This window comes from Pseudomonas sp. SAR267, from assembly GCF_052077595.1.
Taxonomy (GTDB): Bacteria; Pseudomonadota; Gammaproteobacteria; order Pseudomonadales; family Pseudomonadaceae; genus Aquipseudomonas; species Aquipseudomonas vlassakiae.
This window is the reverse complement of record NZ_JBQIHU010000001.1, coordinates 171,210-194,199: the sequence shown is the minus strand read 5'-3', so window position 1 is coordinate 194,199 and position 22,990 is coordinate 171,210. Positions and strand designations below refer to the sequence as shown.

Annotated in this window: 24 protein-coding genes and 3 pseudogenes; 12 read left to right on the top strand and 15 right to left on the bottom strand. The window is 60.8% G+C overall.

Annotated elements, in window-relative coordinates; all coding sequences use genetic code 11:
• Positions 1–271: 271 nt before the first annotated feature.
• Positions 272–1,435, top strand: a pseudogene (locus ACTORR_RS01055) (Y-family DNA polymerase); the annotation flags it as partial.
• Between the two features lie 341 nt (positions 1,436–1,776).
• On the opposite strand, the gene ACTORR_RS01050 reads toward ACTORR_RS01055, so the two are convergent.
• The 4 genes from ACTORR_RS01050 to ACTORR_RS01035 all read right to left on the bottom strand — a co-directional run bounded on the left by ACTORR_RS01050 (position 1,777) and on the right by ACTORR_RS01035 (position 6,009).
• Positions 1,777–2,604 (bottom strand): aldo/keto reductase, encoded by an 828-nt coding sequence (locus tag ACTORR_RS01050; protein WP_054886487.1) that lies wholly within the window; start codon positions 2,602–2,604, stop codon positions 1,777–1,779.
• 64 nt (positions 2,605–2,668) lie between these two features.
• Positions 2,669–3,898, bottom strand: a complete 1,230-nt coding sequence (locus ACTORR_RS01045; protein ID WP_313365220.1) for an MFS transporter — start codon at positions 3,896–3,898, stop codon at positions 2,669–2,671.
• Positions 3,899–3,993: 95 nt separating this feature from the next.
• Complete coding sequence (locus ACTORR_RS01040) at positions 3,994–4,857, bottom strand: SDR family NAD(P)-dependent oxidoreductase (RefSeq protein WP_313365221.1); 864 nt, start codon at positions 4,855–4,857, stop codon at positions 3,994–3,996.
• Positions 4,858–4,878: 21 nt separating this feature from the next.
• On the bottom strand, positions 4,879–6,009 hold the full coding sequence (locus tag ACTORR_RS01035; RefSeq protein ID WP_054886484.1) for a metallophosphoesterase: 1,131 nt from the start codon (positions 6,007–6,009) through the stop codon (positions 4,879–4,881).
• Between the two features lie 135 nt (positions 6,010–6,144).
• Between ACTORR_RS01035 and ACTORR_RS01030 the strand changes: the two genes are divergently transcribed.
• The 4 genes from ACTORR_RS01030 (at position 6,145) to ACTORR_RS01015 (ending at position 9,374) form a co-directional block, all read left to right on the top strand.
• The gene (locus tag ACTORR_RS01030; RefSeq protein WP_054886483.1) at positions 6,145–7,068 is read left to right on the top strand and encodes a LysR family transcriptional regulator; all 924 of its coding nucleotides are present in this window, start codon (positions 6,145–6,147) and stop codon (positions 7,066–7,068) included.
• Positions 7,069–7,803: 735 nt separating this feature from the next.
• Complete coding sequence (locus ACTORR_RS01025; protein WP_262108551.1) at positions 7,804–8,103, top strand: hypothetical protein; 300 nt, start codon at positions 7,804–7,806, stop codon at positions 8,101–8,103.
• Between the two features lie 187 nt (positions 8,104–8,290).
• Entirely contained in the window at positions 8,291–8,530 is a 240-nt protein-coding gene (locus ACTORR_RS01020) for a hypothetical protein (protein ID WP_054884587.1), read from the top strand.
• A 151-nt stretch (positions 8,531–8,681) separates the two neighbouring features.
• The gene (locus ACTORR_RS01015) at positions 8,682–9,374 is read left to right on the top strand and encodes a lipopolysaccharide kinase InaA family protein (protein WP_313365222.1); all 693 of its coding nucleotides are present in this window, start codon (positions 8,682–8,684) and stop codon (positions 9,372–9,374) included.
• A gap of 56 nt (positions 9,375–9,430) precedes the next feature.
• Here ACTORR_RS01015 and ACTORR_RS01010 read toward each other — a convergent pair whose 3' ends face one another.
• Both ACTORR_RS01010 and ACTORR_RS01005 read right to left on the bottom strand, forming a co-directional pair.
• Positions 9,431–9,667 (bottom strand): hypothetical protein, encoded by a 237-nt coding sequence (locus ACTORR_RS01010; protein WP_054884576.1) that lies wholly within the window; start codon positions 9,665–9,667, stop codon positions 9,431–9,433.
• A 66-nt stretch (positions 9,668–9,733) separates the two neighbouring features.
• A complete protein-coding gene (locus tag ACTORR_RS01005; protein ID WP_054884575.1) occupies positions 9,734–10,048 on the bottom strand; it encodes a hypothetical protein in 315 nt (104 codons plus the stop codon).
• Between the two features lie 246 nt (positions 10,049–10,294).
• Here ACTORR_RS01005 and ACTORR_RS01000 point away from each other — a divergent pair, with 246 nt between their 5' ends.
• Together ACTORR_RS01000 and ACTORR_RS00995 are read left to right on the top strand one after the other, a co-directional pair.
• Complete coding sequence (locus tag ACTORR_RS01000) at positions 10,295–10,663, top strand: hypothetical protein (RefSeq protein ID WP_313365858.1); 369 nt, start codon at positions 10,295–10,297, stop codon at positions 10,661–10,663.
• 101 nt (positions 10,664–10,764) lie between these two features.
• A complete protein-coding gene (locus tag ACTORR_RS00995) occupies positions 10,765–11,094 on the top strand; it encodes a hypothetical protein (RefSeq protein ID WP_313365857.1) in 330 nt (109 codons plus the stop codon).
• 57 nt (positions 11,095–11,151) lie between these two features.
• On the opposite strand, the gene ACTORR_RS00990 is transcribed toward ACTORR_RS00995, so the two are convergent.
• The gene (locus ACTORR_RS00990; RefSeq protein ID WP_099814896.1) at positions 11,152–12,387 is read right to left on the bottom strand and encodes an NADH:flavin oxidoreductase/NADH oxidase family protein; all 1,236 of its coding nucleotides are present in this window, start codon (positions 12,385–12,387) and stop codon (positions 11,152–11,154) included.
• Between the two features lie 101 nt (positions 12,388–12,488).
• Here ACTORR_RS00990 and ACTORR_RS00985 point away from each other — a divergent pair, with 101 nt between their 5' ends.
• Positions 12,489–12,917: a MerR family transcriptional regulator gene (locus tag ACTORR_RS00985; protein ID WP_099814897.1), complete on the top strand. Its 429-nt coding sequence runs from the start codon at positions 12,489–12,491 to the stop codon at positions 12,915–12,917.
• 44 nt (positions 12,918–12,961) lie between these two features.
• Here ACTORR_RS00985 and ACTORR_RS00980 read toward each other — a convergent pair whose 3' ends face one another.
• On the bottom strand, positions 12,962–13,168 hold the full coding sequence (locus tag ACTORR_RS00980) for a hypothetical protein (RefSeq protein ID WP_313365856.1): 207 nt from the start codon (positions 13,166–13,168) through the stop codon (positions 12,962–12,964).
• Between the two features lie 107 nt (positions 13,169–13,275).
• On the opposite strand from ACTORR_RS00980, the pseudogene ACTORR_RS00975 reads away from it, so the two are divergent.
• Both ACTORR_RS00975 and ACTORR_RS00970 read left to right on the top strand, forming a co-directional pair.
• Positions 13,276–13,548: pseudogene (locus ACTORR_RS00975) on the top strand (AMP-binding enzyme); the annotation flags it as partial.
• Between the two features lie 144 nt (positions 13,549–13,692).
• Entirely contained in the window at positions 13,693–14,193 is a 501-nt protein-coding gene (locus tag ACTORR_RS00970) for a methylated-DNA--[protein]-cysteine S-methyltransferase (protein ID WP_313365855.1), read from the top strand.
• Positions 14,194–14,222: 29 nt separating this feature from the next.
• On the opposite strand, the gene ACTORR_RS00965 is transcribed toward ACTORR_RS00970, so the two are convergent.
• On the bottom strand, positions 14,223–14,960 hold the full coding sequence (locus tag ACTORR_RS00965) for a carbon-nitrogen hydrolase family protein (RefSeq protein ID WP_441343433.1): 738 nt from the start codon (positions 14,958–14,960) through the stop codon (positions 14,223–14,225).
• A 158-nt stretch (positions 14,961–15,118) separates the two neighbouring features.
• Positions 15,119–15,241: pseudogene (locus tag ACTORR_RS00960) on the bottom strand (DUF3016 domain-containing protein); the annotation flags it as partial.
• 43 nt (positions 15,242–15,284) lie between these two features.
• Between ACTORR_RS00960 and ACTORR_RS00955 the strand changes: the two are divergent.
• Complete coding sequence (locus ACTORR_RS00955; protein ID WP_262108556.1) at positions 15,285–16,010, top strand: metallophosphoesterase; 726 nt, start codon at positions 15,285–15,287, stop codon at positions 16,008–16,010.
• Here ACTORR_RS00955 and ACTORR_RS00950 read toward each other — a convergent pair.
• Both ACTORR_RS00950 and ACTORR_RS00945 read right to left on the bottom strand, forming a co-directional pair.
• Positions 15,958–16,572, bottom strand: coding sequence for a LysE family translocator (locus ACTORR_RS00950; RefSeq protein ID WP_313365333.1), 615 nt, complete (start codon positions 16,570–16,572; stop codon positions 15,958–15,960). The two genes, ACTORR_RS00955 and ACTORR_RS00950, sit on opposite strands and share 53 nt — an antisense overlap.
• Before the next feature lie 61 nt (positions 16,573–16,633).
• Entirely contained in the window at positions 16,634–17,452 is an 819-nt protein-coding gene (locus ACTORR_RS00945) for an AraC family transcriptional regulator (RefSeq protein ID WP_054884563.1), read from the bottom strand.
• A 130-nt stretch (positions 17,453–17,582) separates the two neighbouring features.
• On the opposite strand from ACTORR_RS00945, the gene ACTORR_RS00940 reads away from it, so the two are divergent.
• Entirely contained in the window at positions 17,583–18,206 is a 624-nt protein-coding gene (locus ACTORR_RS00940; protein ID WP_313365332.1) for a LysE family translocator, read from the top strand.
• Here the strand turns inward: ACTORR_RS00940 and ACTORR_RS00935 are convergent.
• The 3 genes from ACTORR_RS00935 to ACTORR_RS00925 all read right to left on the bottom strand — a co-directional run bounded on the left by ACTORR_RS00935 (position 18,203) and on the right by ACTORR_RS00925 (position 22,934).
• Positions 18,203–20,530, bottom strand: a complete 2,328-nt coding sequence (locus ACTORR_RS00935; protein ID WP_313365331.1) for an autotransporter family protein — start codon at positions 20,528–20,530, stop codon at positions 18,203–18,205. The two genes, ACTORR_RS00940 and ACTORR_RS00935, sit on opposite strands and share 4 nt — an antisense overlap.
• Positions 20,531–20,663: 133 nt before the next feature.
• Positions 20,664–20,939, bottom strand: coding sequence for a peptidylprolyl isomerase (locus ACTORR_RS00930; RefSeq protein ID WP_008095636.1), 276 nt, complete (start codon positions 20,937–20,939; stop codon positions 20,664–20,666).
• A gap of 36 nt (positions 20,940–20,975) precedes the next feature.
• Positions 20,976–22,934: an acetoacetate--CoA ligase gene (locus ACTORR_RS00925; RefSeq protein WP_313365330.1), complete on the bottom strand. Its 1,959-nt coding sequence runs from the start codon at positions 22,932–22,934 to the stop codon at positions 20,976–20,978.
• Between the last annotated feature and the right edge of the window lie 56 nt (positions 22,935–22,990).

Sequence of the window (22,990 nt, the reverse complement as noted above, 5' to 3'; positions counted from 1 at the left end):
AGTTCGGCGCCTGGGCCACTGATAGCGTCTACAACTGGCCAGTGAGCCAGCGGGGGTATGAGATGAAGGTTGATTCGCCCCAGCTTTGGTAGGCACTCGATGACTGCTATTGGCCGATTGCGGTCAATTATGGGTGTTCGCTTATGACCTTGAACGGATACTCACTGGGATTTGAGCAAACACTGGGAAAATTGCACAAAAATGTTAGCTGCATAAAATCATTTAAAATCAATAAGTTATCGATAAATAACACTTAGTATCATTCAGATACTCGGACGGCTGCGTGATCGCCAGGTCATACGACGCGAAGCCCTTCGTGAAGATGGGGGAGCCGTATTTTCAGGCGAAGGAGAAGCTCCGCCGCCACGGGATCATAGCCTTCAGCAGTAATTACGCGTTGTATGGTGACATGAGTGAACGCGTGATGAGCTTGATCGAGTCGATGGTACCGGCGACACAGGTCTACAGCATCGACGAGTGTTTCGCTGACCTCTCTGGCATTCAGGAAAACCTGACGCAGTTCGGGCGGAAGCTGCGCTCGAGGATTTTTCAATGCACGGGCATCCCAGTGGGGGTGGGCATCGCTGGCACCAAGACGCTCGCGAAGTTGGCCAACCATACGGCCAAGCGTTTGCAAGCGCAGACTGGCGGTGTGGTCGACATCACTGATCCGTTCAAGCGCGATTGGGTGCTGCGCAACAGCCAGGTGAAAGAGGTATGGGGCGTAGGCCGACGTATGGCTGCCCACCTTGAGGCGATGGGGATTCACACGGCGATGGACCTGGCCAAGGCTGATGCCTGGACGCTGCGCCAGAAATTCAGTGTGGTGGTCGAGAAGACTGCTCGCGAATTGGCTGGCACAGCGTGCCTGGACCTGGACGAGGCGCAACCCCCGAAACAGGAGATCTGCTGCAGCCGGATGTTCGGCAAGCGCCTCACTGAGCTGGCGCCCATCAAGCAGGCGGTGGCTACCTATGTTGGTCGGGCCGCAGAAAAGCTTCGGGCCCAGGGCTCAGTGTGTAAACGCATGCGCGTGAGCATCCGCACCGGCATGTTCAATCCAGGTGAAGCGCATCACGCTCAGGGGGCTCTGGTTGAGCTTCCATATCCCACTTGCGACACGCTGATGATGACGCGACTGGCCACCGAGGCGGTCGGGCAGATCTTTAGGCCAGGATTTCGCTACAGCAAGGCCGAGGTACTGCTGATGGACCTGCGGCAACCAGGTGAGTTTTCAGAGGATTTGTTCGCGCTCAAGCAATCGGTGGCATGTGACCGGCTGATGCAAGTGATGGATGGCATCAACGAGCGCTGGGGGAGGGGGACAATGCGAGCCGCCAGCGTGCCTGCGACACCGGACTGGGGGATGAGACGGGAAATGATGAGCCAATCCTATACGACACGGATCGATCAGCTGTGGACCGTCAAGTGCTGAATCTTCCTGGCGCGTGGCTAGACGAGTTGAATGACCAGACGGCACTTCAAGCAGACCCGGATGGTCGTGCGCTTGTCCTGAGTGAAATGGCACACGCGGCACATCGCCGACGGGATGTCGGTGATGAGGACCTTGTAGAGATGCTCGAATTCGCTGAGGCCGCCAGATTGTGGGCGTTGACCGAGACAGAGTTCGCCTGATATTGGTCGATGACGATCACTCGCGAAAGGCTGCTTTCGACCCAGAGCCGCCATTCACGAAGGGCCGCAATCGGCCAAAAGCAGACGGTCACAACCGCTAGAAGCTAATCGCCTGCTTGTTTCAAGACGAAAGAAAAAAGCTCAGCCAAGTACGACTGGATCTGGCCCCAGTCGCTGCTCTCTGTCGAGAGCGGCAATTGCCCCTATCTCATCGTCAGACAATTCGAAGTCGAACACGCGGTAGTTTTCTCGGATGCGAGCTTCCGTGACCGACTTAGGAATGACCACTAGGCCGAGCTGCAGATGCCAGCGGATGATTACCTGAGAGCACGTGCGGTCATGCTTCGCAGCAATTTCGCGTACTAGCGGATCATCGATTGCTTTCCCCTGCGCCAAGGGGCTCCAGGACTCGGTGCGAATTCCGAGTTCGGCGTTGCTCCGGCGTAGGTCAGCCTGCTGGAAGTATGGGTGCAGCTCGATTTGGTTCAGGACTGGGGCGACTCCTGTGTCCTCAATTAGTTGCTTCAGATGATCTGGGTTGAAGTTCGAGACGCCAATGGAGCGAGCCTTGCCTTGCATCTTGGCCTCGATCATCGCCTTCCAGGTATCAAGGAATAGCCCTTTCGCCGGCGCCGGCCAGTGAATGAGCAGCAAGTCTACGTATTCCAGCTTGAGCCGAGCCAGGCTCTCGTCCAGAGCTTTGCCAGAGGCTTCAAACCCCTGGTCAGCGTTCCAGATTTTTGTGGTTACGAAGACCCTCTCACGGTCGACACCGGAGTCACGCAGGCCTGCTCCGACACCTTCCTCGTTCTCATAGATCGAGGCGGTATCAATGTGGCGGTATCCGATCTGTAGCGCTTGGCTGACAGCTGTACGGGCTTGCTCTTGGCTCGCTTGCCAGACGCCCAGTCCCAATTGAGGAATCAGGTTCCCGTCGGACAGCTCGATCATAGGTTGGTGGTTCGTCATGGTTACCTCACCAGGGATTAACAAAACAGATTGGAAGCAGCGGAGTGCCCTTTGATCTATGGGATCAGCTTGGCTGCGATGTGGTTCTTGCCGCACTTTCCACCATCACGGAAATGGCCATCGCCACGATGCCCAGGAGCGCAAGCAGGGCTCCAACCCAGCCCGTTGATGCCCAGCCCAGGCCCATGGCGATAGACATCCCGCCGAGGCTCGCCCCCATTGCGTTGGAAATATTGAAGGCGCTGTGGTTGAGGGCGGCCGCAAGTGTTTGTGCGGGCCCGGCGACATTCATCAAGCGCACCTGTAGAGCAGGTACCAGAGCGAAGCCACAGCCCACCAGGAACAGGACCGCGAGCGTCCCAACCTTCGACGGAGCGAACAGGGAGAAGAGTGTGAGGAAAATCACGTTCCACACCATGATGGCGAAGATGGCTCGGATCAGGCCTCGGTCCGCTAACCAGCCGCCAACCAGGTTGCCGGCGATCATGCCGATACCCCAGAAGGCCAGCACCATCGGCACCTGGTTGATCGAGAAGCCAGTCATCTCGGTCAGCGTTGGCGTGATGTAGCTGTACACCGCGAACATGCCACCGAACCCGATCGAGGCAGTCGCTAGCGTCAGCCATATCAATGGGCGCATGAGCCCACTCAGCTCGGCCCTAGGACTGGCGTTCGGATCACGCGGTACCGACGGGACGTACAGCCAGAACAAGAGCATTGTGGCGATACCAGCTACAGCGAGTGATCCAAACGCTGCTCTCCAGCCGAAGGTCTGACCTATCCAGGTCGCCGCGGGCACACCTATCACGTTGGCGGCCGCAAGACCGGCCATTACATATCCAGCCGCTTGCGCCTTTCGCCCTTCACCCACCATGGCGGCAGCAACCAGGCAGGCAACGCCGTAGTAAGCGCCATGAGGTAGGCCTGCCAGAAAGCGTGCGCCCAGCAGACTGAAGTGGTCCCATGCAACAGCACTGGCGGCGTAGCCAATGGCGAATAGTGCTATGAGGGCAATCAAAAGGGCTTTTCGAGACGAGCGTGCTGCCAGGATCGCGATCAGCGGAGCGCCAATCACAACCCCCAGCGCATACGCGCTGATGTAGCTGCCTGCCGTTGGTATAGACACCCCGGTGCTTTCGGCCAGGCCGGGCAAAAGGCTCATCGAAACGAACTCACCGGTACCGATGAAAAGGCCTCCAAGCCCGAGGGTGACTATCGCAGTTGCTACGCCATGCGGGGCGTGAATTTCTGAACTGTCTGAGGTGCGCGGTGAAGCGCTGGATATCGAGGCCATGGAAATTCTCGGAAAAAAGATGCCCACACCTGCAGAGGGTGGGCAGTGCAAAGGAGCAGTAAGAGGTTGCTGCGCTGCAGCGCACTTCGATGGGGTTACTGCGGCGGGGCCTCATCAGCGATGTACGCGTTGAACTGCTCGCGGTACGCGGGATGCCAACGAGATAAGGCAGGCCGGTTTTGGATAAGGTCGTCTGCGCTCCACTGCATGCGTCGCTGATCCACCTCGCGACTGACTTCGTTGTCCTCGCAGAAGATATAGAAGTCGCTACGAGCCAGGCCCTCTAACAAGCGATCAACGACCTGATCGGCTGTCCATGGCGCGTTGGGTTTTGCGGAGCCGGCCGCCATGCCCGGAAAATTCATCGGTGTGAACGTGTAGCCGGGAATCAGTAAATGGGCCGATACGCGGCCATCGGTACGCTCGCGCAGCTCATGTTCAAGGTGCTCGGTCAGCACCTTCACTGCGACCTTCGAAACGGAGTAGGCGGTGTTTCCTGGAGGGGTGGTAATTCCCTCCTTGGAGCCAACATTCACAATTGCGGCAGGGTAGTCTTGGGTGAGCAGGTAATCGACGAACAGCTGCTGGACTGCCAGGACCGCCCAGAAGTTGACCTCCATCGTCTTACGCCACTGTTCCTGGTCGTTCCAGGGACCAGCCCCTTTGAGGATGGCGGCATTGTTGACCACGAAAGACACTTCGCCGAACTCTCGGGCCACAGTAAACAGTTCCTGCAATGCGCTTGGAGACGTTACATCCCCAGTGACGGTGGCCACCTGAGCATTTGCATTCTTGCCATACAGCGACAGTACTGCAGTGTCGAGTGCGGTCTGGTCCTTATCGAATAGGACAACCTTCATCCCCAACTGGGACAGGCGACTAGCAATTGCATAGCCGATCCCGACTGCAGCCCCGGTGATGACCGCAACTCTGTTCTGGCGGATAGCTTGATGATCCATGTGGAATCTCCTGGATTGGAATTAGGTGGACGAATCCACACGAAGAATGAGTTCGGTGATCTCAGCTGGCACGCCGAGACGTATGGGGAATCCACTCCAGAGACCCGCTCCATTGCTCGTGTAGAGAGTCATCGCACCCACCTGGTAGGCGCCGGAGATGAAACCTTCGTTGGCGTAGCGGCCTACCTGATCCAGTCCTTTGATCATTCCACCGTGGGTGTGACCGGAGAGCTGCAGTGCTACGCCTGCTTGGGCGGAGCGATCTGCACCGGATGGTCGATGCTTGAGGAGGATGATGGGTGCACTTTGTGGCACTCCCCTAAGCGAGGCATTCAGGTTCGGCCCAGCCATCCCGAATTGAGCGGCGGCTTCGTCAGTGACACCGGCTATGACCAGCGACTCGGTGCTTGCTCCAATCACTATGTGCTCGTTCAGCAGCATCTGCATTCCGAGGCGCTCGAACTCGGCGCGCCACTGTGGCTCGTTGAAGTAGTACTCGTGATTGCCAGGAATGCCGATGATGCCGAGGCGAGCCTTCAGTCTTGCCAGGGGAGCTACATCGAGCTGTCGATCAATGGTTGTCCCATCAATTAGATCGCCGGTGATCAGAATCAGGTCGGGGTTGAGTGCATTGGTACGGGAAACTACCGCATCTACCCAAGGCAGCTGGAAAAGTTTGCTGATGTGCAGATCTGTCAACTGCACCACACGCAAGCCATCCATCGCCTGTGGCAGACTCTTGATCCTGACTTCCACAGTGCGAACACCTGGCACCTGCGCCGCTTGGTACACGCCAAATGCCGACAGAAGAAGGGCAAATGCTGCGGTCAGGTATCGACTGCTCGGCCCTACCAGTTTTTTGGCTGCACGTATCCGCAGGACTGACAGAGCGCCGTTGACCAGATCTGCCAGTACCACGAAGACGAACAGCAAAACGAACGAGCAGAACGCCCAGCCGGCTACCAACACTGCCCACCGTGGCATCTCGGGCGAGAACATGGTCCCGAATACCCAGATCTGAATCAGGTGGTACTTCGATACCACGAGCAGGACGGTAGCCAGGGCAGTGCGTCCGCCCTTCGAGATTGGAAGCGGGAGAATGAATCGCCACAGGACGTATAGGTACGCAAGGCCAAGATAGACGTGAAACACGGGAAAGCTCTTCTAGGAATGGCGGACTAAGATCAACTATCGTTGAATTTCTTTAATGTTAAACTGTAAGGGAAGTCGCTTTGTTTAGGCGTTATCCATGAATCATTGAGAATTTCTCAACACTAGGTTGCCCCGATGCCAGTACTCCCGACCACAAAGCTGTCACGAGCTGACTTAGCCGATCTGAATTCCTTTCTTGCGGTGGAGAGTCATCGCAGCTTCTCCAAGGCTGCCGTTGAACTGGGTATCACCACGTCCGCGCTCAGTCATTCCATTCGAAATCTGGAGACCCGTCTGGGAGTAAGGCTGCTCAACAGAACCAGCCGAACAGTTTCTCCGACAGACGCTGGCGCAAGCTTGGCGAAGCGTCTGGCTGTCGGTTTTCAGGAGATTGGAGGGGCGCTGGCGGAAGTAGATCGGCATCGCGACCGTCCTGCAGGTCGCCTGCGTATCAACGTCCTCAGTGACGGCGCTCGGCTGCTCTTCAATCGGTGGCTGCCGAAGTACCTGGAGGCCTATCCGGATGTATCAGTCGAGGTCGCAGTAGAGGACCGGATGGTGGACATCCTGGCCGCCGGATTTGATGCGGGCATCAGGTATGGTGGGACGATCGCTGAAGACTTTATTGCTGTGCCCATCAGTGACCGGCTGCGCTGGGTTGCCGCGGCATCGCCTCGCTACCTCAACAGGACAGCGAGGATCGTGGTGCCGGAGGATCTGAAGAACCATAACTGCATTCAGATTCGGACCGGCCAAGGCGTCATCTATCGCTGGGACTTCGAGAAGGAAGGCGACCACCGAGTGATTGAGGTGCCTGGCCAGCTTTGTGTGAACGAAACCGAGTTTGGCATTCAGATGGCGCTATCGGACCGAGGCATTACATACTGCCCGGAGGAGCGCATCGCAGATTACATCTCGCGGGGAGAGCTCCAGGTCGTACTGCCTGACTGGGCGCCCATTGAACCAGCATTCCACATCTACTACCCAGGCCGCCGGCAAATGCCTCCAGGCCTGCGGGAGTTAATAGACCTGCTTCGCACCGACTCAGCTACCTGGTAGCTAGTAGCTCGGTGCTCGCCAACAGGCGGGGGGTCATCAATACTTGAGAGACCCCAAGGACTTTGCCTACGTCCGCTTTTGCCCGATCGCTGTCTTCCCCAAAGGGCAGCTTTGGGTCGAAAGCGGACAGTTAACGAAGGCTACTAGGTGATACCAATTTTGAATGGGTCCGTAGCTGCGACGAAGCCACGTAAGCTCCTGAACGAGCGCTGCATGGAAATACTTGAGTCATAGCTTCGCCTCGCCGCCATTCGGCGAAACGGTTAGCATTGATGGAAACAAGGCAGGCCATGAAGGTCTACCAGGCAGAAGCCTCGGACAGGCTCAAACCTTGCTGTGCATTGTGGGGGCAGGAACATGCCGGAACGTGAAAGAAGGTACCGCGCATACACGTTGCTTCGCGAACTCGATTCGCTTATTTCATCAACGATGAACCAGGTGGCATATGGCCGTCTCGGTGGGCCGGACTGGCAAGCCATGTGCGAGGCGCACCGGTGTGCATTTAAACAGTGGATTGAATTTGCCGAGTCGCTACCGAGCGCAAGCGAAGCTGGCGAGGGCCGCGAACTCCCACAAATGCCCTTGATAACTTATACAAAATTATAGTTTTGTATAAGTTATCGAAGCCGCCTGTCGTTCAAGTGTTGTTTCCGGTAAAGGGCACTTGAAAGTTATTTGATGCGCGTTACTTTGATCTCCCTATGGATCTTAAATACAAGATTAATGGAGGATTACATGCGAGTTCGTGGAAATGTGTTCTGGGATTGGGCAGACCCGACGCTGCACCACCGGAGCCATGACGAAACGCTCGACGACGGCACGCACATTGATGTTCAGGTAAGGCTTTCAAGGACCGGTCAAACGCAGATGTTCATAGGCGTTTACGCACCTCAAGGCATGGCGGTTCACGAGGAGTCGTTCGCTGCCCGTCCAGGCGAATCGATGACGCGTGCGATGGCATGGGGTGTAGGAAGGGCACGAAAAATCGCAGTCGAGGGCGTGCATGCAGTGATACCGACGGTGGCTGCGGGCTAAATAGCCTCAAGGGTTGGTCCGGGCCACGGACCAACCCACCTCGTCCTCCAGCGCTTTCAATATACGTACCGCCGCTGCGCTTCCTTCGGGTAGCTCATCCATGTGGGCGGGAAAGGGAACGCTTCTGAAAAGGCACCTGTCGTATCTCCATCAGAGGCGCATTCGAGGCGCCCAGTTGGAGAACGTGATGAGCCTTCAGTCCACCAGTCATGACCTTTACGTCCATTCCTACCTGGGTTACCAGGCATCCATATACGTACTGTGGGAGTCCAGTATTGAATTCCCCACCGGAATGTTGGTTGAAGTAGGAAAACCAGGTGCAACGGCACGAACGCTACGGGTGAGCCGGCCTTTTTCCTCCTCGACTGAAGCCATTCTGGAGGGGAAGGTCATGGCTGAACAGTACGTTCAAAGCCAAAACGGCTGAACTCCCTCTGGCGCGCCTTCTTGGCTGAAGCAGGTCCAAGCATTGCAGCTGAGGGCGTGCCGGTGGTGATATCTGCGGTAGCCGCCGGCGAGATCAGGGGTTTATATTTCGAGTCTCGCCGCGCCAAGGCTGGCAAATGAGTGAGTGCTCAATGACTAATAATTCAACAAACATGAGACCCTCCCTTCCACCTGTAGAGGACATCCTCGGCGCCCCCGGGAAATGGGTGGAGCCCCCCAATATCCGCAGAGGCGGGGAGAGTGGTGTACTTCGCGTCGAGCTGGAGGGCGTTACTTTCTATAAGAAACAGCAAGTCGGGCATGTCTATCGAAGCTTGTTGCACCCGTTGGGGTATCCGACGGTTGCGCGTGAGGCGAAGGCCCTGCGTGCGGCTGCATCATTAGGTGTATCAACCCCATCGCTTGTCTACGCCCATGTCCGTAAACAGGACGGAGAGTGGCATGCAGTGATGGTGACGGCAGCGCTGGACGGTTACCTGTCGCTGGAGGACTTCTACGCCAACCAGCTCGACCAATCACTCGGGTCCAGGCGCCACCACGAAATCCTGGAGGCATATGGCCGAGTACTCGCCAGGTTGAACGTTGGCCGTTGGCAGCACGGTTGCCTGTATCTGAAGCATGTCTTTGTCGATTTCAGCGAGCCGAGCATCAAGGTGGCCTTGCTGGATCTCGAGAAGGCCAGGCAACGTCTTACCGCGAAGCGGGCCGCCCGGCACGACTTGAGGCAGGTCAAGCGCAGGTCCGGTTGGTCGGGCGATGAATGGGATGCGTTCTGTAGAGGCTATCGGTATTCGTTCGGCCATAACGTTGAGCGGCTTCTTTGACGGTTGAAAGTCAGCCGTCTCCCGTCCGAGCGTTAGCCGTGGGCATGATGTAACTGTCACCCTTCAGGCGGGTTTATACCGCAGACGAATTCATCCGAACCGAGCCGGTGCGAGCCAAATTCGACGACATAGCCATCGCCGCGGCGCTGCGCCTCGGCCCTGGCGGTTTTCTGGTCGGCATAGACGTCGACGAAGTGCCAGGGGTGCAAGGCTCGCAGCACGCCCCAGCCAAGCACCCAGCCTTCTTTATCAGGGTCTGCAGGAAGATGTTTGGCAAGGCTGCGAATGCTCATGTTTATCTCCTCGACACGGGTCAGCAGGATATCGTCGCGACTGAAACAAGATAGCCTGCATGCCAGTCACGCTTCGTCCAACAACCGTCCCGGGTTGAAGAAGAACGACGCAATGATAACGGCACTGATCACGCCCATCGCGTCCGCCACCAGCAACAGGAAATCGCTGCCATCCCCCAGCAGCGTTTGCTGGTTTACAGCGAAGCTCGCACCATGCGGAAAGGCTGCAATGCTCAGCAATGCCACCGCCAGCAGGGCTGACATCAGTTTGCTGTAAGTTCGGCCAGACAGCAGCGTACAGGCCCAGAAAACAAAAATGCTGAATACGGCAAGGCCTGCGGAAGCCATGAACTGAGCGAGTATCTCCAGCCACCACAGCATGGGTTTCTCCTGAACGATGCGCCGGGTCGATACGTATGAGAATCAGGGCTTTTTGAATCGTTCCGTTGGCCTAAAGAAATAACTCGAAAGACGAAAATCCTAAGGGTAATTGGCCATTACCTCTATAGCCAACAAGCATATCGTGCTGTCCGTGTTGCGCAGTACCATTGGGCAATGAAAACCAAAAAAAGGGCGGTGTGCTTGGCCACTTTTCAAGTTCTAGAAGGGGCAGCAGGAGCGTGTCGCGTGAAGAGTTCCAGATCGGTTGCAGGCGCAGTACTGTTATCCACATCCGCTACGCTGTTCATGGCCGGGTGCGCACAGAACCCGGATGTGCGAAGTGGCCATGATTACACGTCTGGCACCACCGAGAGAAGCACGCCAGCCTATCTGGGGTGCGTCAAAGGCGAACTTCCGGTAAATGTCAAAACGTACGAAGTCGACACCGACAACTCGGTCAAGCTGTACGTTGAAAGTACCGACCCCAACAAGGCCGATGGCCTGGTGGAGCTGCACGGTAGGGGAACCGACCGCCAGTTCACTGCTTACCAGCGCGACGCCTGGTACGACCATGGCAGGCTGCTCGATGCGGCGTTGATGTGCAAAAAAGTTTGAAGTGATGATCTGCAGCAGAACAAAGCCCGCACACAAGCGGGCTTTTTGCATTGGGTCGATCCCGGATAGAATGGCGCACGTTTCCGCCTGGTTAATTGCAAATGCCAACCCTTCGTATTCTGTTCAGTTTCGCAGTCATTGTCAGCCTTGCCGCTTGCGCAAACCCGGGGAAGCCTACCGCCAGTAAGCTGACCTCGAAATCCCCGGAAGATTATGCCGCCTGCGTCCTGTCAAAGTGGCAGGCACTGTCCCCTCATACCACGCAAAAGTCGATCAATCACGGTTATCGGCTGACCGCGCCCAGCGCCGTGACGTCAGACGAAGTGCTGGAAGTCGTTGAGTACCGGGAAGGTAGCCGCGCAACGTTCTACAAAGGCAGTTTCCTGTCGAGTGACAAGTTGCGCCTGGCCGCACGAGAATGTCTGGATTGACCGGCTGCCATTGGCCTCAATAGTCTGAATGGCCCACCCGGCCATTATCGAACAGCATCAATCCAGCCGGTTGGCCATCATACGCTTGTATTGCTTCACCCGGCGCAGGGTGCACCATTGTTCCAGCAGCAGGGCTCCCAGGGGAGAAGCCTTGGCCTTGGGTCTGCTGCCTTTGGCCAGCCGGCGCATCTGCAGCTTGACCAGCGCCATGTAGGCCAGGGCGGCGAATGCCTTACGCTTCCAGCGGATCGGCGGCAGTTCGGCCGAGGCCTTGGTCTCGCCGGCTTGCCAGCGTCGGGGCAGGTTGGGGTCGACCGCCAGTGCGGTGGCGATACCGGCCATGGCCACGCCACTGGCGAGCACCTGTTCGACCACGGGCAGGCGGCGGATGCCACCGGTAACCATCACCGGCATCCGGGCGATCGCGGCGATTTCGCGGGCGAACTCGAGGAAGTAGGCCTCCCGTGCCAGGGTACGCCCGTCGCGGGCGTCGCCTTGCATGGCCGGTGCTTCGTAGCTGCCACCGGACAGCTCTACCAGGTCCACCGGCAGCTCGTTCAGCCACAGCACGACCTGGCGCGCATCGGCAGGCTCGAAGCCGCCGCGCTGGAAATCGGCGGAGTTGAGTTTGACCGCCACGCTGAAGCCGGGAGACACCACCTCGCGCACCGCCTTGACCACCTCCAGCAGCAGCCGCGCGCGGTTTTCCAGGCTGCCGCCCCAGCGGTCCTGGCGGCGGTTGGTCAGTGGCGAAAGAAACTGGCTGAGCAGGTAGCCGTGGGCGGCGTGGATCTGCACCCCGCTGAAGCCGGCTTGTTCGGCCAGTGCCGCAGTGCGGGCGAAGCGCTGAATCAACGCGGCAATTTCGCCTTCGTCCAAGGCCTTGGGCTGCGGGAACAGCTTCGACAAACCGCCCATGTCCAGCGCCACCGCCGAGGGGGCCACGGTGGGTTGGCCGAGATTGGCCTGCATCTGCCGCCCGGGGTGGTTGATCTGCATCCAGAACTGCGCGCCCTTGGCGCGACCGGCCTCGGCCCATTGGCGAAAACGTTGCAATGGTTGGCTGTCATCGAGCATCACGCCGCCCGGGCCGGTCATGGCGCTGGGGTCAACCATGACGTTACCGGTCAGCAGCAAGCCTGCGCCCCCTTCAGCCCAGGCCTGATACAGGCGCAGCAAGCGATCGGAAGGGGTCTGGTCGTGATTGGCGAGGTTTTCTTCCATGGCCGCCTTGGCCAAGCGGTTGGGGATGACACTGCCATTGGGCAGTTGCAGGGGCTGGAAGGGGGACATGCGGTGTTCTCCAAGGTAGCGCCGGGCGTCGGGCGGGTTGGGTTTTGGAGAAGGCTAAGGTTAAAGTAAACCTTAAGGTCAACAGAGAATTTCACACCCTCATGAAAATTGGCGAACTGGCCCGACGCACGGGCCTCAGCGCATCACGCATCCGGTTCTATGAGGCCAGCGGCCTGATCGAGGCTCGACGCCTGGGCAACGGTTATCGGGACTACCCGGAGCAGGCGGTGAGGTCGCTGGAGATCATCACCTGCGGGCAGCAGGCAGGCTTCAGCCTGGAAGAAATGCGCAAACTGACCAGCGCAGCGGGTGACGGCACAGCCCGGCATGATCTGCTGCTGGCAAGCCTCAAGCGCAAGGTGGCTGAAATCGAAGCCATGCAGTTACGCCTGGCGCAGAATCGCGCGCAATTGCTGGCGGTGATTGCCGGCATGCAGAGCAAGCCACAGGGCATGGATTGCGATGCCAATGCCCAGCGCCTGATTGCCGGGTGGCAGGACGGCAAGGCTGATGATGGTGCAGTTCGCTGAGAGCCGGCTTGCCGGCTCTCACCTATGACGGTCAGGGTAACTGACTACCTGGTTTGTTTGGCCATGTTCAGGTTCCGGCACTGTACCTCGGCATCAGTCCTGCTCGGGTAACTGGGTTTGAGCCGCTCCTTTTCCTGATTGTCATAGATATCGAAACCGCCGCATTCGGTCGCCGCGTAGTAACGGGTGCCGATGCGGAACGACTGCTTTTCGATGGGCACCGCCGGAACGATAACGAATCTTGGTTGCATGTTTCGTGCCTCCCCAGGCAGAGTTTTAAGTATTAGTCGGGCCTTTGCTAGCCATCAAGGTGGCTCATGAAGAAAAGATTGCAGCCCCGGCCCCGGCGCTCTGTCATCGTGATCGCATCAAGGATGTGATCAAGACCGGTGGTGAGTGGGTCAGCTCGGTCGAACTGGAAAGCCTGATCAGCCAGCACCCGGCCGTCGAGGCGGTGGCGGTGGTCGGCGTGCCGGACCCGCAGTGGGGCGAGCAGCCGCTGGCCTTGCTGGTGTGCATTGAAGGCCGGCAAGTGGATGCGGCGGCACTGGCTGAACACCTGCAGCCCTTTGTCGCCAGCGGCCAGCTGAACAAGTGGGCGATTCCACGGCAGATACGCTGTGTCGGGTAAATTCCGAAAACCAGCGTAGGCAAGGTCGACAAGAAGCTGATCCGGCAGTCGCTGCTCACCGAATAACCTGCGCAAGAAAGCGAGTGCGGGAGGCGGAGCGCGACGTTAAAGTGCGCTGAAACTGGTTTGCCGTAGGGAACTCAGATGTCCAGCGCCTTTACCTTGATGCCGTCTCCGGTCGGCACCCTGACCCTGGTGGCACGCGGCGAGTGCCTCGCCGCTGTGCTGTGGGCGCAGGAGCGCCAGAACCGCGTGCGGCTTGGCCATCTGCACCGCGATGACCGCCACCCGACGCTGCGCGAAACGGCCCGTCAGCTGGGCGAGTACTTCGCTGGCACGCGCCAGCGCTTCGAACTGGCGCTGGACTTTGCCGGTACCGAATTCCAGCGCCAGGTGTGGGCGGCCTTGCTGACCATTCCCTTTGGCCAAACCCGCAGCTACCGCGACATCGCCTGCCAGATCGGCAACCCCGGTGCCGTGCGGGCAGTGGGTGCAGCCAATGGGCGCAATCCGATCTCGATCATTGCGCCGTGTCATCGGGTGATCGGCGCATCCGGGAGCCTGACCGGGTTTGCCGGGGGCTTGCCGGCCAAGCAGTATCTACTGGCACTGGAAGGGCGGCAAAGCCTGGCTTTGGACCTTTGAACGACCTGCACCGGCCGCTGCGCTGGTGATCAATTCAGGCCCAGAGGTACCCCGAGCGCAATGTTGCTGGCGGTATCCAGCAGGATCAGGCCTTCGGCCTTGTCATCCAACGCCGCCAACAGATTGCCCTGGTTGTCCCAGGCTGCCGAGCCGCCGGCCCCGATGAAGTTGTCAGCCGGCCCGACGCAGTTGGCCAGTAGCACTGGTATGCCCAAGGTGCGCGCCACCTCCGGGTAATGTTCGTTGCCTTCGCGCATGCCTTTGGCGGTCTTGGCCACGCTGACCAGGTACAGCTCGGCACCCAGCCCATGGGCCTGCGCGGCATGTTCGATGAACATCGATTCATAGCAGATGGCCGGGGCGATGTGCAGCGCCCCGGAGTCGAACACCAGTGGTTGATCGCCAGGCGTGAAGAACGGCCGTTCATCGTCATGCAGGCGCTGCTTGGCATACGTCAGGGGCGGCAGGCCTGGGCGCAGGATGGGCATGCCGATGCGAATGCCCTCTGCGGTCGGCAGTGGCAGCCCCACGGCCACGCTGATTGCCAGCTGATCGCAAAGCGCCTGCAACGGTTGGAGGCGGGCCGAGGTCACCGGCTGGGCCACCTGGCGCGCCAAGGTTGGTTCGTAACCGGTCAACGACAGTTCCGGGAACACCACCAGTTCCGCGCCCAGTGCCGCGGCTTGCTCGATACAGCGCAGATGGCGGGCGAGGTTGCCGGCCAGGTCGCCTTTGCGCGACGCCAGTTGTACGGCACAGAGTTTCATGGTGGATCCCTTCCCTGGTACAGGCCGAAGGGCCGAGCATACTCCCGTCACACTCGCCTGTACCAGCAAAGGGTCGTTTCAGGACGACGAATGCGGGCCGAACCGCTGGCGGAACCAGTCATCGAGCATGGCTTTTTCCGCATACAGGCGGTCGCTGGGCTGGCGTCGCGGAATTTTTCCGGGTGGTCGAAACGCACCTCGACCTGCGCAGGCGGGGTACCTTGTGCCATGCTGTTTAATGACAGCGCCATGAGCACGGCACAGACAAGAGCGTTACGCATGATGCACCTCCGGGCCGCAGCGCGCCAGCAGAGGAATATTGTAATGAGCCGGTTTCGGCGGGTAGCCGCCAACAGTAAGGGTCGTGACTTGGCGGTGGGCGATATCCACGGGCATTTTCGGCGGCTTGAGCAGTGCCTGGACGCGGCAGGCTTCGACCCGGCAGTGGACCGGGTGTTCAGCGTCGGTGACCTGGTTGACCGCGGGCCGCACAGCGGAGAATGCCTGTGGTGGCTGGATCAGCCTTGGTTTCACGCCGTGCAGGGGAATCACGAGTCGCTGGCGATCACCTGCCTGCATGGCGGGCGCCTGGATCTGGAGATGTACCGTGCCGCCGGTGGTGGCTGGTTCATCGATATGCCCAGGGACAGGCAGGCGATCTTCGTCGAACGGTTCCTGCAGCTGCCGATTGCCCTGGAAGTGCAGACCGACACCGGCCTGATCGGTTTACTGCATGCCGATAGTCCGTTCAACGACTGGAGCGCATTGCGCGACAGCCTGCTGTTCGATGACGACGCCGGCGTCCGCGAGGTGTGCCAGTGGTCGCGCCAGCGCCTGAAAGAAGGCAACACCGAGCGCGTGGCAGGCTTGCGCGCCTTGCTGGTAGGGCATACGCCGGTATTGCGGGCCAGGCAGCTGGGCAACGTCTGGCATCTGGACACCGGTGGCTGGGCCAGCGGCCATTTCAGCCTGATGGACCTCGCCAGCCTGCGCCTGGTCAGCCCGGCAGCAGATGAATCAGCAGCGCCACGGCCAGCCCCATCAGCATGACCCCGCAGGCCCGTTCCAGCCACGGCAGGGCTCGAGCGAAGCGCCGCAGCAGGCGTTGATTGCCGATGGCCGCAGCCACCAGCAGGTCCCACAGCAGCACGATGCTGAACATCCAGGCGCTGTAGAGCCATTTCCAGCCCGCGCTGCTGCTGGCCACCATGCCGGCGAGGCTGGCGTAGAACAGCGCGTTCTTCGGGTTCAGCGTCCCAGACAGAAAACCCACGCCCAGGCCATGCCACCAACCGACTACCGCACCCTTTCCGGCAACGGCGGTCAGTTCACTGTCACCGGCATGGCGCAGGAACAGCAGGCCGATGTACAGCAGGTAGCCGGCACCAGCCAATTGCAAGGCAATGAACTGTCCGCTGCCTTCGCGCAGGATGGCCAGGCCGGCAAAGGCCATGGCGATGAACACGCCATTGGCCAAGGCGATCCCCAGGCAGGCGCCGCTGGCCATGCGCCAGCCGGCCGCTACCGAGGTGCGGGCGACCAGGAAAAAGTCCGGGCCGGGTGAAAGCAGGGCGAGGAAGTGGGCGAAGGCGACGATCAGGAACTGCTCCATGGTGGGCTGTCTCGGTAGAAAAACCGCAGTCTGGAGGCTGCCCTGGCCCGGGTATTGAAGATTATTGCACGCGCCGATATTGCCCCGGCGTTACCCCGACATGGGCTTTGAATACCCGCTGGAAATGGCTCTGGTCGGCAAACCCCAGCTGGTAGGCAACCTCGGCCAAGGCCAACCCGCCACGTAGCAGCCGTCGGCCCCGGTTGATCCGTGCGTTGAGCAGGTAGGCATGGGGTGTCAGCCCGGTCGCGGCGCGAAACGCGCGGATCAGCTGATAGCGGCCAAGGCCTGCTTGCCTGGCCAGGCGTTCGAGGCTCAGTTGCGCCAGGTCTTGCGCTTCGATGTGTTCGATCAACCCCCGCAAGGTCGGCATCCCGAGCACGGGGGCCGGGGCCGCGAGCGCTGCCGGTTGCGCCGAAAAGTCGTGATCGCCGAGGAACGTCAGCAGCGCCGCTTCCTTCTCGCCGATGCCCGCCGCCGAGAAGAGCAGGTCGTTCAGCGCGCAGAATTCACGGTACAGCGCCGGTTCCCGGCTGATCCGCGCCGGGGCACCGGGCCTGGCGGCGGCAAGCCCTGACTCCAGCCGCCACTGTGCCAGCCAGGCGGCGTCGACATGCAGCATCTGGTAGCTCCAGGCCTGGCCGGGTGCAGGGTTGCAGGCATGCACCCGTTGCGCCGGCACCAGCACCAGGGTGCCCGGTTCCAGGCGCTCCTGGCCGTCGCCAGCGCCGGTGAAGCAGCTGCTGCCGGCATCCACCGCGCCGATGGAGAAGGTCGGGTGACTGTGCGCCTTGTAGCAGGCGCGGCTATGGCAGGCGCGGCGGCTTTCCACCCAGGGCAGTGCCGGGTCGTGCCAAAGCTGGTAGCGGGCAGTGGGCATGACAGGGTCCTCGATCAGCTGGGCAGCTTAGCAGCGGCGGGCGCCTGGCCATACAATTTTTGCCGCTGACTGTACCTTGACCAGGCGATGCCCGGCATCGACATTAACGGCTGATTGCCTGGAGAACAAAATGGATCTGTCGAGCCTGCTGCTATTCATTCCTGCCTGCTTTGCCCTGAACATGGCGCCGGGGCCGAACAACCTGCTGTCGCTGCACAATGCCAGCCGCTACGGCCTGCGTACCGCCTGCGTCGCCGGCGCCGGGCGGATTCTGGCCTTCAGCGGCATGATCGCCCTGGCCGCCATGGGCCTGGCGGTGGTGCTGCACACCAGCGAGTACCTGTTCCTGGCCATCAAGGTGCTGGGCGCGGCGTACCTGTTCTATATCGCCTGGCAGCTGTGGCGCGCCCCGGTCGGCGAGGCCGTGGTGGCCAGCGATCACCCGCGTGGCACGTGGCGCTTGGCGCTTCAGGAGTTCTGGGTGGCGGCGGGCAATCCGAAGGCCATCCTGATTTTCACCGCCTTTCTGCCGCAGTTCGTAACGGTGGGCAGCGCCACCCCGGTGAGCGAGCAGTTCCTCTGGCTGGGCGTGCTGTTCCTGCTCCTGGAGTGGGCGGCAATTGCCATCTACTCGGGCCTGGGCGCCTACATGCAACGCTGGTTCAGCCAGCCCGGGCCGCGCCGGCTGTTCAACCGGGTCAGCGCTTCGCTGCTCGGTTGCGCCGGCCTCGGCCTGCTGGCGGCGCGCCGCTAGAACTGCCAGCGCACGCCCAGGTTGACGCCGCTGGCTTCCTGCTGGCGGCTGTCGAGGTTGCTTGAGTACTGCACGCCGCCGTGCAGGCTCAGCGCCTCGCTGACCTGGGCGACCAGGCCGGTTTCCAGCTGCAGCGAGGTGTAGCGGTAGTCGGTCTTGATCTGGTCCACATCATCGAAGGTCAAGGTATCGCGGCCGCCGTCGCCGTGCCACAGTTTCAGTTGCGCGTAGGGCTGCAGCAATCGCACGTTGCTTGTGTTGTAGGCGCCTTCGAGGCGCACGCCAAGCCGGCCGGTCAGCTCGACCTGGGCATCGTAGTTGACATGGGAGACGCTGTCGTTGGCGCTGTCCAGCGAGACCTTCTGGGCAATCAGTTGGGCTTGTGGCTCCAGGGTCCAGCGTTCAGAAACACTGATCGGGTAGCCGGACTCCAGCGAGGCGGTCCAGGCGTGGCCATCGATGTTCAGCTTGTCGCCGCGGTCGGAGCGGGCGCGGCCATCGAGCCTGGTGTATTGCAGCACGCTGTCAAGGTACCAGCCTTGCGGGCCTACCAGCGTCCAGTAGCCACCGACACTGTCGCCGTCGAGCTTGAGGTCACCCACACTGCGGTCCTCCACAGCCAGGGCAAAGCCTTTGACGTCGGCGTCCAGGCGGCTGTGGCTGACGTACAGGCCCAGGTGCTGGCGGTAGCCGTCATCGCTGACCTTGGCATACAGGTCCTGGCCCACCTTGAAGCCATACAGGTCACCGTCCAGGCTCGGGCTGACGGTGCCACTCCATTGCTGGCGCAACGCGCCGCCGTAGGCCTGGCCCCAGCTGGCCGACAGGCCGCCCTGGTTGGTCAGCAGTTGCTGATCGCCCTGGCGTTGATGGAAGGTGCCCAGCGCCTGGCGGGCAATGATTGCCGCACCCCGGGGTGCAGCCGCGTAAACCGGCACTTCCGGGCGATACAGGGGCAGGCTGACACCGGCCACCGGGGCGGGCAGCTCGGCTTGGCCGGGGGCAGGTGCCGCCACGGGCGGGGTTGCTGCGGGCTCGAGCGGAGGCTGGCTGGGTTCGCCTGGTTGTTCGGGTTCTGGTGGGGTGGGGGCGGGGGTTGCCACCAGCGTCGAGCGCAGGTACCAGCTGTTTTCGCTGCCGGCGGTTACACCGCCTTTGAACAGCCGGTAGTCGTAGGCACCGACCTTCAGCGTCTGTGTCTGCACAAAGGCATTGGCGCTGCTGATGGCGCCATCACGGGCTTCGACGACCTGAATGCCGTTCTGGTTGGTGGCGGCACCAGCGCCTTCGAGATTGTTCACTACCAGGCCCGTGCTGCCACTGATGGTGCCCTGGCTGACCACCAGCCGGTCGGAGGCCGCGTCGTCGCTGGCGAGCACGCTGTTAACCCGCAGCAGGCCATTGTGACCCTCGTAGTTGCCATTGATGGTCAGGCGGCCCTGGGCGTCGTTGCCGGTGCTCAGGTCGATCGTGCCCGCATTGCGCACGCTGGCAAGCTGCCCTGAAGTAAAGGGCGCAACCGTGCCCTGGCGAGCAATGAGCGAGCTGCTGGCATCAATGCCCAAGGTGCCGGTGCCGGTACCTGCATCGCCGAGGGTAAGCGTATCGTTCAGGGTCAGGCGACTGCCCTGGTTCAGGTCGACAGTCTCGAAATTCAGGTAGTGGGCGCCGCCGTCAACCTCGCTGTTGATGAACTGCAGCTGGTCGTTGCCGGCACCGCCATCGATGTCGATGGTCAGGGTTTGCGGGTTGAGGTTGCTGATGGTGACCTTATCGTCGTCGACGCCCATGTCGACCCGGCCACCGATGGTGCCCCCCGACCAGTTCAGGACATCATTGCCGGCGCTGGCCAGCACGTCGCCTTTCAAGGTGCCGCCGTTGAGGGTGATGATATCCACGCCGCCACTGGTGCTGATGTTTGCGCCAATGGTGCCGCCATTGAGGGTTATGGTGTCATTGCCGAAGCCGCTGACCAGGTTGCCATCGATGAGGGTTTCGACACCGAGGTCCTGGGACATGACGAACACGTTGTCGGCGAGCTTGAGGTCTACCCGGCCAATCCGGCCACCTTTGAACACGGCGCTATCACCATCCTCGAAGGCGCCGACGATCTGCCCTCCCGTCATCTCGAAGGTGTCATAGCCTTGCCCCTGGTTCAGCGACTGGATGGTCCCCCCGGTCATCTTGAAATCGTCGATGTCCTGGGTCTGAACGACGGCACCCATGTTGTCGCCGGGCGAAACCACCAGGTCTTGTGCGTGAACGATCAGTGGCAGGGTAAGGAGGGGAAAGGCGGCTGGCAGCAGCAGGTAAGTGCAACGCATTGGCAGGTCTCCGTGTCCATTAGAGGGACCACTACCTGAAGCGGCATCTTAGGCGTCGCTTCGGCCCTGCCTGCGTTGTATGTAAAGCGCGAACACGGGACAACTGGCAATAATGCTAGGTGGCCCGTGGCTATCAGTCGCGGTAGAAGGTCTGCACCAGGTGGTAGCCGAACTTGCTCTTGATCGGCCCGTGCACCACGCGCAAGGGTTTCTTGAAGATCACCTGGTCGATCGCGCCGACCAGCTGGCCAGGGCGTACCTCGCCCAGGTCACCACCGCGCTTGCCCGAAGGGCAGGTGGAGAACTTCTTCGCCAGCACGTCGAAGGCCTCGCCGTTGGCGATGCGCTGCTTGAGCTTTTCAGCTTCGTCAGCGGTCTTGACCAGGATGTGGCGGGCTTGAGCTTTCATGGGTACACCTGTGCTTCGGGGCAAAAAAGGGCGCCATTATGCCTGATCGCGCAGCTCCGTGCGGTCACGAAACTGCTCAAGCGCCTGCGGGTTGGCCAGAGCATCGGTATTTTTCACCGGCAACCCGTGCACCACGTTGCGGATGGCCAGTTCTACCAGCTTGCCACTGATGGTACGTGGGATGTCGCTGACCTGGGCGATCACCGCCGGCACATGGCGCGGCGTGGTGTACTGGCGGATCACTTGGCGAATGCGCTGGCGCAGGGCGTCGTCCAGTTGCAGGCCATCGCGCAGGCGCACGAACAGCACCACGCGCACATCGCCGTGCCAGTCCTGGCCGATGGCCACGCTTTCCAGCACCTCTTCAACCTTTTCCACCTGGCGGTAGATCTCTGCCGTGCCGATGCGCACACCGCCCGGGTTGAGCACGGCGTCGGAGCGGCCATGGATCAGCCAGCCGCCGCTGCTGCGCTGCTCGGCGTAGTCGCCCTGCGCCCAGACCCCGGGGAACTGGCTGAAATAGGCGTCGTGGTAACGGCTACCGTCGTCGTCGTTCCAGAAACCCAGGGGCATTGACGGGAAATGGCGGGTACAGACCAGCTCACCTTTTTCATCAAGCACCGGCTGGCCCTGCTCATTCCATACCTCCACGGCCATGCCCAGGCCCTTGCACGCCATCTCGCCACGGCGCACCGGCAGGGTCGGGTTACCGAGCACGAAGCACGAGACGATATCGGTGCCACCGGACATCGAAGCCAGGCATAGGTCGGCCTTGATCTTGCCGTATACGTAGTCGTAACTGTGTGGTGACAAGGGCGAACCGGTGGACAGGATCAGCCGCAGGCTGTCCAGCCGATGGCTGCAGGCCGGTTCCAGGCCTTCCTGTTCGAGCGCAGCCAGGTACTTGGCACTGGTACCGAAGGCGTGGATGCGTTCGGCGTCGATCAGGTCGAGCAGACGCTCCGGGCCGGGGTGGAATGGTGAACCATCGTACAGCACCAGGGTGGCACCGACGGCCAGGCCGCTGGCCAGCCAGTTCCACATCATCCAGCCACAGGTGGTGTAGTAGAACAACACGTCGTCGGCCTTCAGGTCGTTGTGCAGGCCGTGTTCCTTGAGGTGTTGCAGCAGCAGGCCACCGGCACGGTGAACGATGCACTTGGGCACGCCCGTGGTGCCGCTGGAATAGAGAATGTACAGCGGGTGGTCGAACGGCAGCGAGGCAAACTCAGGTTCGCCGCCGGGCTGGTAGACGTCATCCCACAGGCTGACCTTGGCGGCGGTGAATTCACACGCCTGTGTGTGGGGACGGGTATAGGGCACCACGATCAACTGCTGCAGCCCTGGCAACTGGGCGCAGACCTCATTGATCTTGTCGACCTGGTCGATCGACTTGCCGGCGTATTGATAACCGGCGCAGACCAGCAGCAGCTTCGGTTCGACCTGGCCGAACCGGTCGATGATGCCGTGCAGGCCGAACTCCGGCGAAGACATCGACCAAACCGCACCCAGGCTGGTGCAGGCAAGCATTGCCACCAAGGTTTGCCAGGTATTGGGCATGACCGCCGCGATGCGGTCACCGGGTTCGATGCCGGCTGCCTTGAACGCTTTCTGCAGGCCCGCGACTTCGGCGGCCAGTTGGGCATGGGTGAAGACCGTGCGCTGGCCATCTTCGCGCACGGAAACCACCGCAGGCCGGTCGTCACGACGGCGCAACAGGTGTTCGGCGAAATTCAGGGTAGCCCCGTTGAACCAGCGGGCGTCAGGCATCTGTGCGCCTTCGAGCAGGACCTGGTTGGCAGGGGTATGCCAGGCCACATGAAAATAGTCGGCAAGGGTTTGCCAGAAGGCCGGGCGCTGCTCGATGCTCCAGCGGTGCAATGCCGCGTAGTCATGGAGCTGCAGGTTGTAACGCAGGTTCACCCGACGGCGGAAGGCATCCATCCGGCTGGCTTCGATCTGCGCCGTGGAGGGGCGCCAGAGCACATCGTTCATGCCGATCCTCCAGAGGCTGCTTGGGGTTGAGGGCCCGTGAGGGGCCCTCGGGGTGA

Coding starts and splice junctions, on each gene's coding strand:
- ACTORR_RS01050 (WP_054886487.1), bottom strand. CDS start 2,604: ATGACGAACCACCAACCTATGATCGAGCTGTCCGACGGGAACCTGATT.
- ACTORR_RS01045 (WP_313365220.1), bottom strand. CDS start 3,898: ATGGCCTCGATATCCAGCGCTTCACCGCGCACCTCAGACAGTTCAGAA.
- ACTORR_RS01040 (WP_313365221.1), bottom strand. CDS start 4,857: ATGGATCATCAAGCTATCCGCCAGAACAGAGTTGCGGTCATCACCGGG.
- ACTORR_RS01030 (WP_054886483.1), top strand. CDS start 6,145: ATGCCAGTACTCCCGACCACAAAGCTGTCACGAGCTGACTTAGCCGAT.
- ACTORR_RS01025 (WP_262108551.1), top strand. CDS start 7,804: ATGCGAGTTCGTGGAAATGTGTTCTGGGATTGGGCAGACCCGACGCTG.
- ACTORR_RS01020 (WP_054884587.1), top strand. CDS start 8,291: ATGAGCCTTCAGTCCACCAGTCATGACCTTTACGTCCATTCCTACCTG.
- ACTORR_RS01015 (WP_313365222.1), top strand. CDS start 8,682: ATGACTAATAATTCAACAAACATGAGACCCTCCCTTCCACCTGTAGAG.
- ACTORR_RS01010 (WP_054884576.1), bottom strand. CDS start 9,667: ATGAGCATTCGCAGCCTTGCCAAACATCTTCCTGCAGACCCTGATAAA.
- ACTORR_RS01005 (WP_054884575.1), bottom strand. CDS start 10,048: ATGCTGTGGTGGCTGGAGATACTCGCTCAGTTCATGGCTTCCGCAGGC.
- ACTORR_RS00995 (WP_313365857.1), top strand. CDS start 10,765: ATGCCAACCCTTCGTATTCTGTTCAGTTTCGCAGTCATTGTCAGCCTT.
- ACTORR_RS00990 (WP_099814896.1), bottom strand. CDS start 12,387: ATGTCCCCCTTCCAGCCCCTGCAACTGCCCAATGGCAGTGTCATCCCC.
- ACTORR_RS00985 (WP_099814897.1), top strand. CDS start 12,489: ATGAAAATTGGCGAACTGGCCCGACGCACGGGCCTCAGCGCATCACGC.
- ACTORR_RS00980 (WP_313365856.1), bottom strand. CDS start 13,168: ATGCAACCAAGATTCGTTATCGTTCCGGCGGTGCCCATCGAAAAGCAG.
- ACTORR_RS00970 (WP_313365855.1), top strand. CDS start 13,693: ATGTCCAGCGCCTTTACCTTGATGCCGTCTCCGGTCGGCACCCTGACC.
- ACTORR_RS00965 (WP_441343433.1), bottom strand. CDS start 14,960: ATGAAACTCTGTGCCGTACAACTGGCGTCGCGCAAAGGCGACCTGGCC.
- ACTORR_RS00955 (WP_262108556.1), top strand. CDS start 15,285: ATGAGCCGGTTTCGGCGGGTAGCCGCCAACAGTAAGGGTCGTGACTTG.
- ACTORR_RS00950 (WP_313365333.1), bottom strand. CDS start 16,572: ATGGAGCAGTTCCTGATCGTCGCCTTCGCCCACTTCCTCGCCCTGCTT.
- ACTORR_RS00945 (WP_054884563.1), bottom strand. CDS start 17,452: ATGCCCACTGCCCGCTACCAGCTTTGGCACGACCCGGCACTGCCCTGG.
- ACTORR_RS00940 (WP_313365332.1), top strand. CDS start 17,583: ATGGATCTGTCGAGCCTGCTGCTATTCATTCCTGCCTGCTTTGCCCTG.
- ACTORR_RS00935 (WP_313365331.1), bottom strand. CDS start 20,530: ATGCGTTGCACTTACCTGCTGCTGCCAGCCGCCTTTCCCCTCCTTACC.
- ACTORR_RS00930 (WP_008095636.1), bottom strand. CDS start 20,939: ATGAAAGCTCAAGCCCGCCACATCCTGGTCAAGACCGCTGACGAAGCT.
- ACTORR_RS00925 (WP_313365330.1), bottom strand. CDS start 22,934: ATGAACGATGTGCTCTGGCGCCCCTCCACGGCGCAGATCGAAGCCAGC.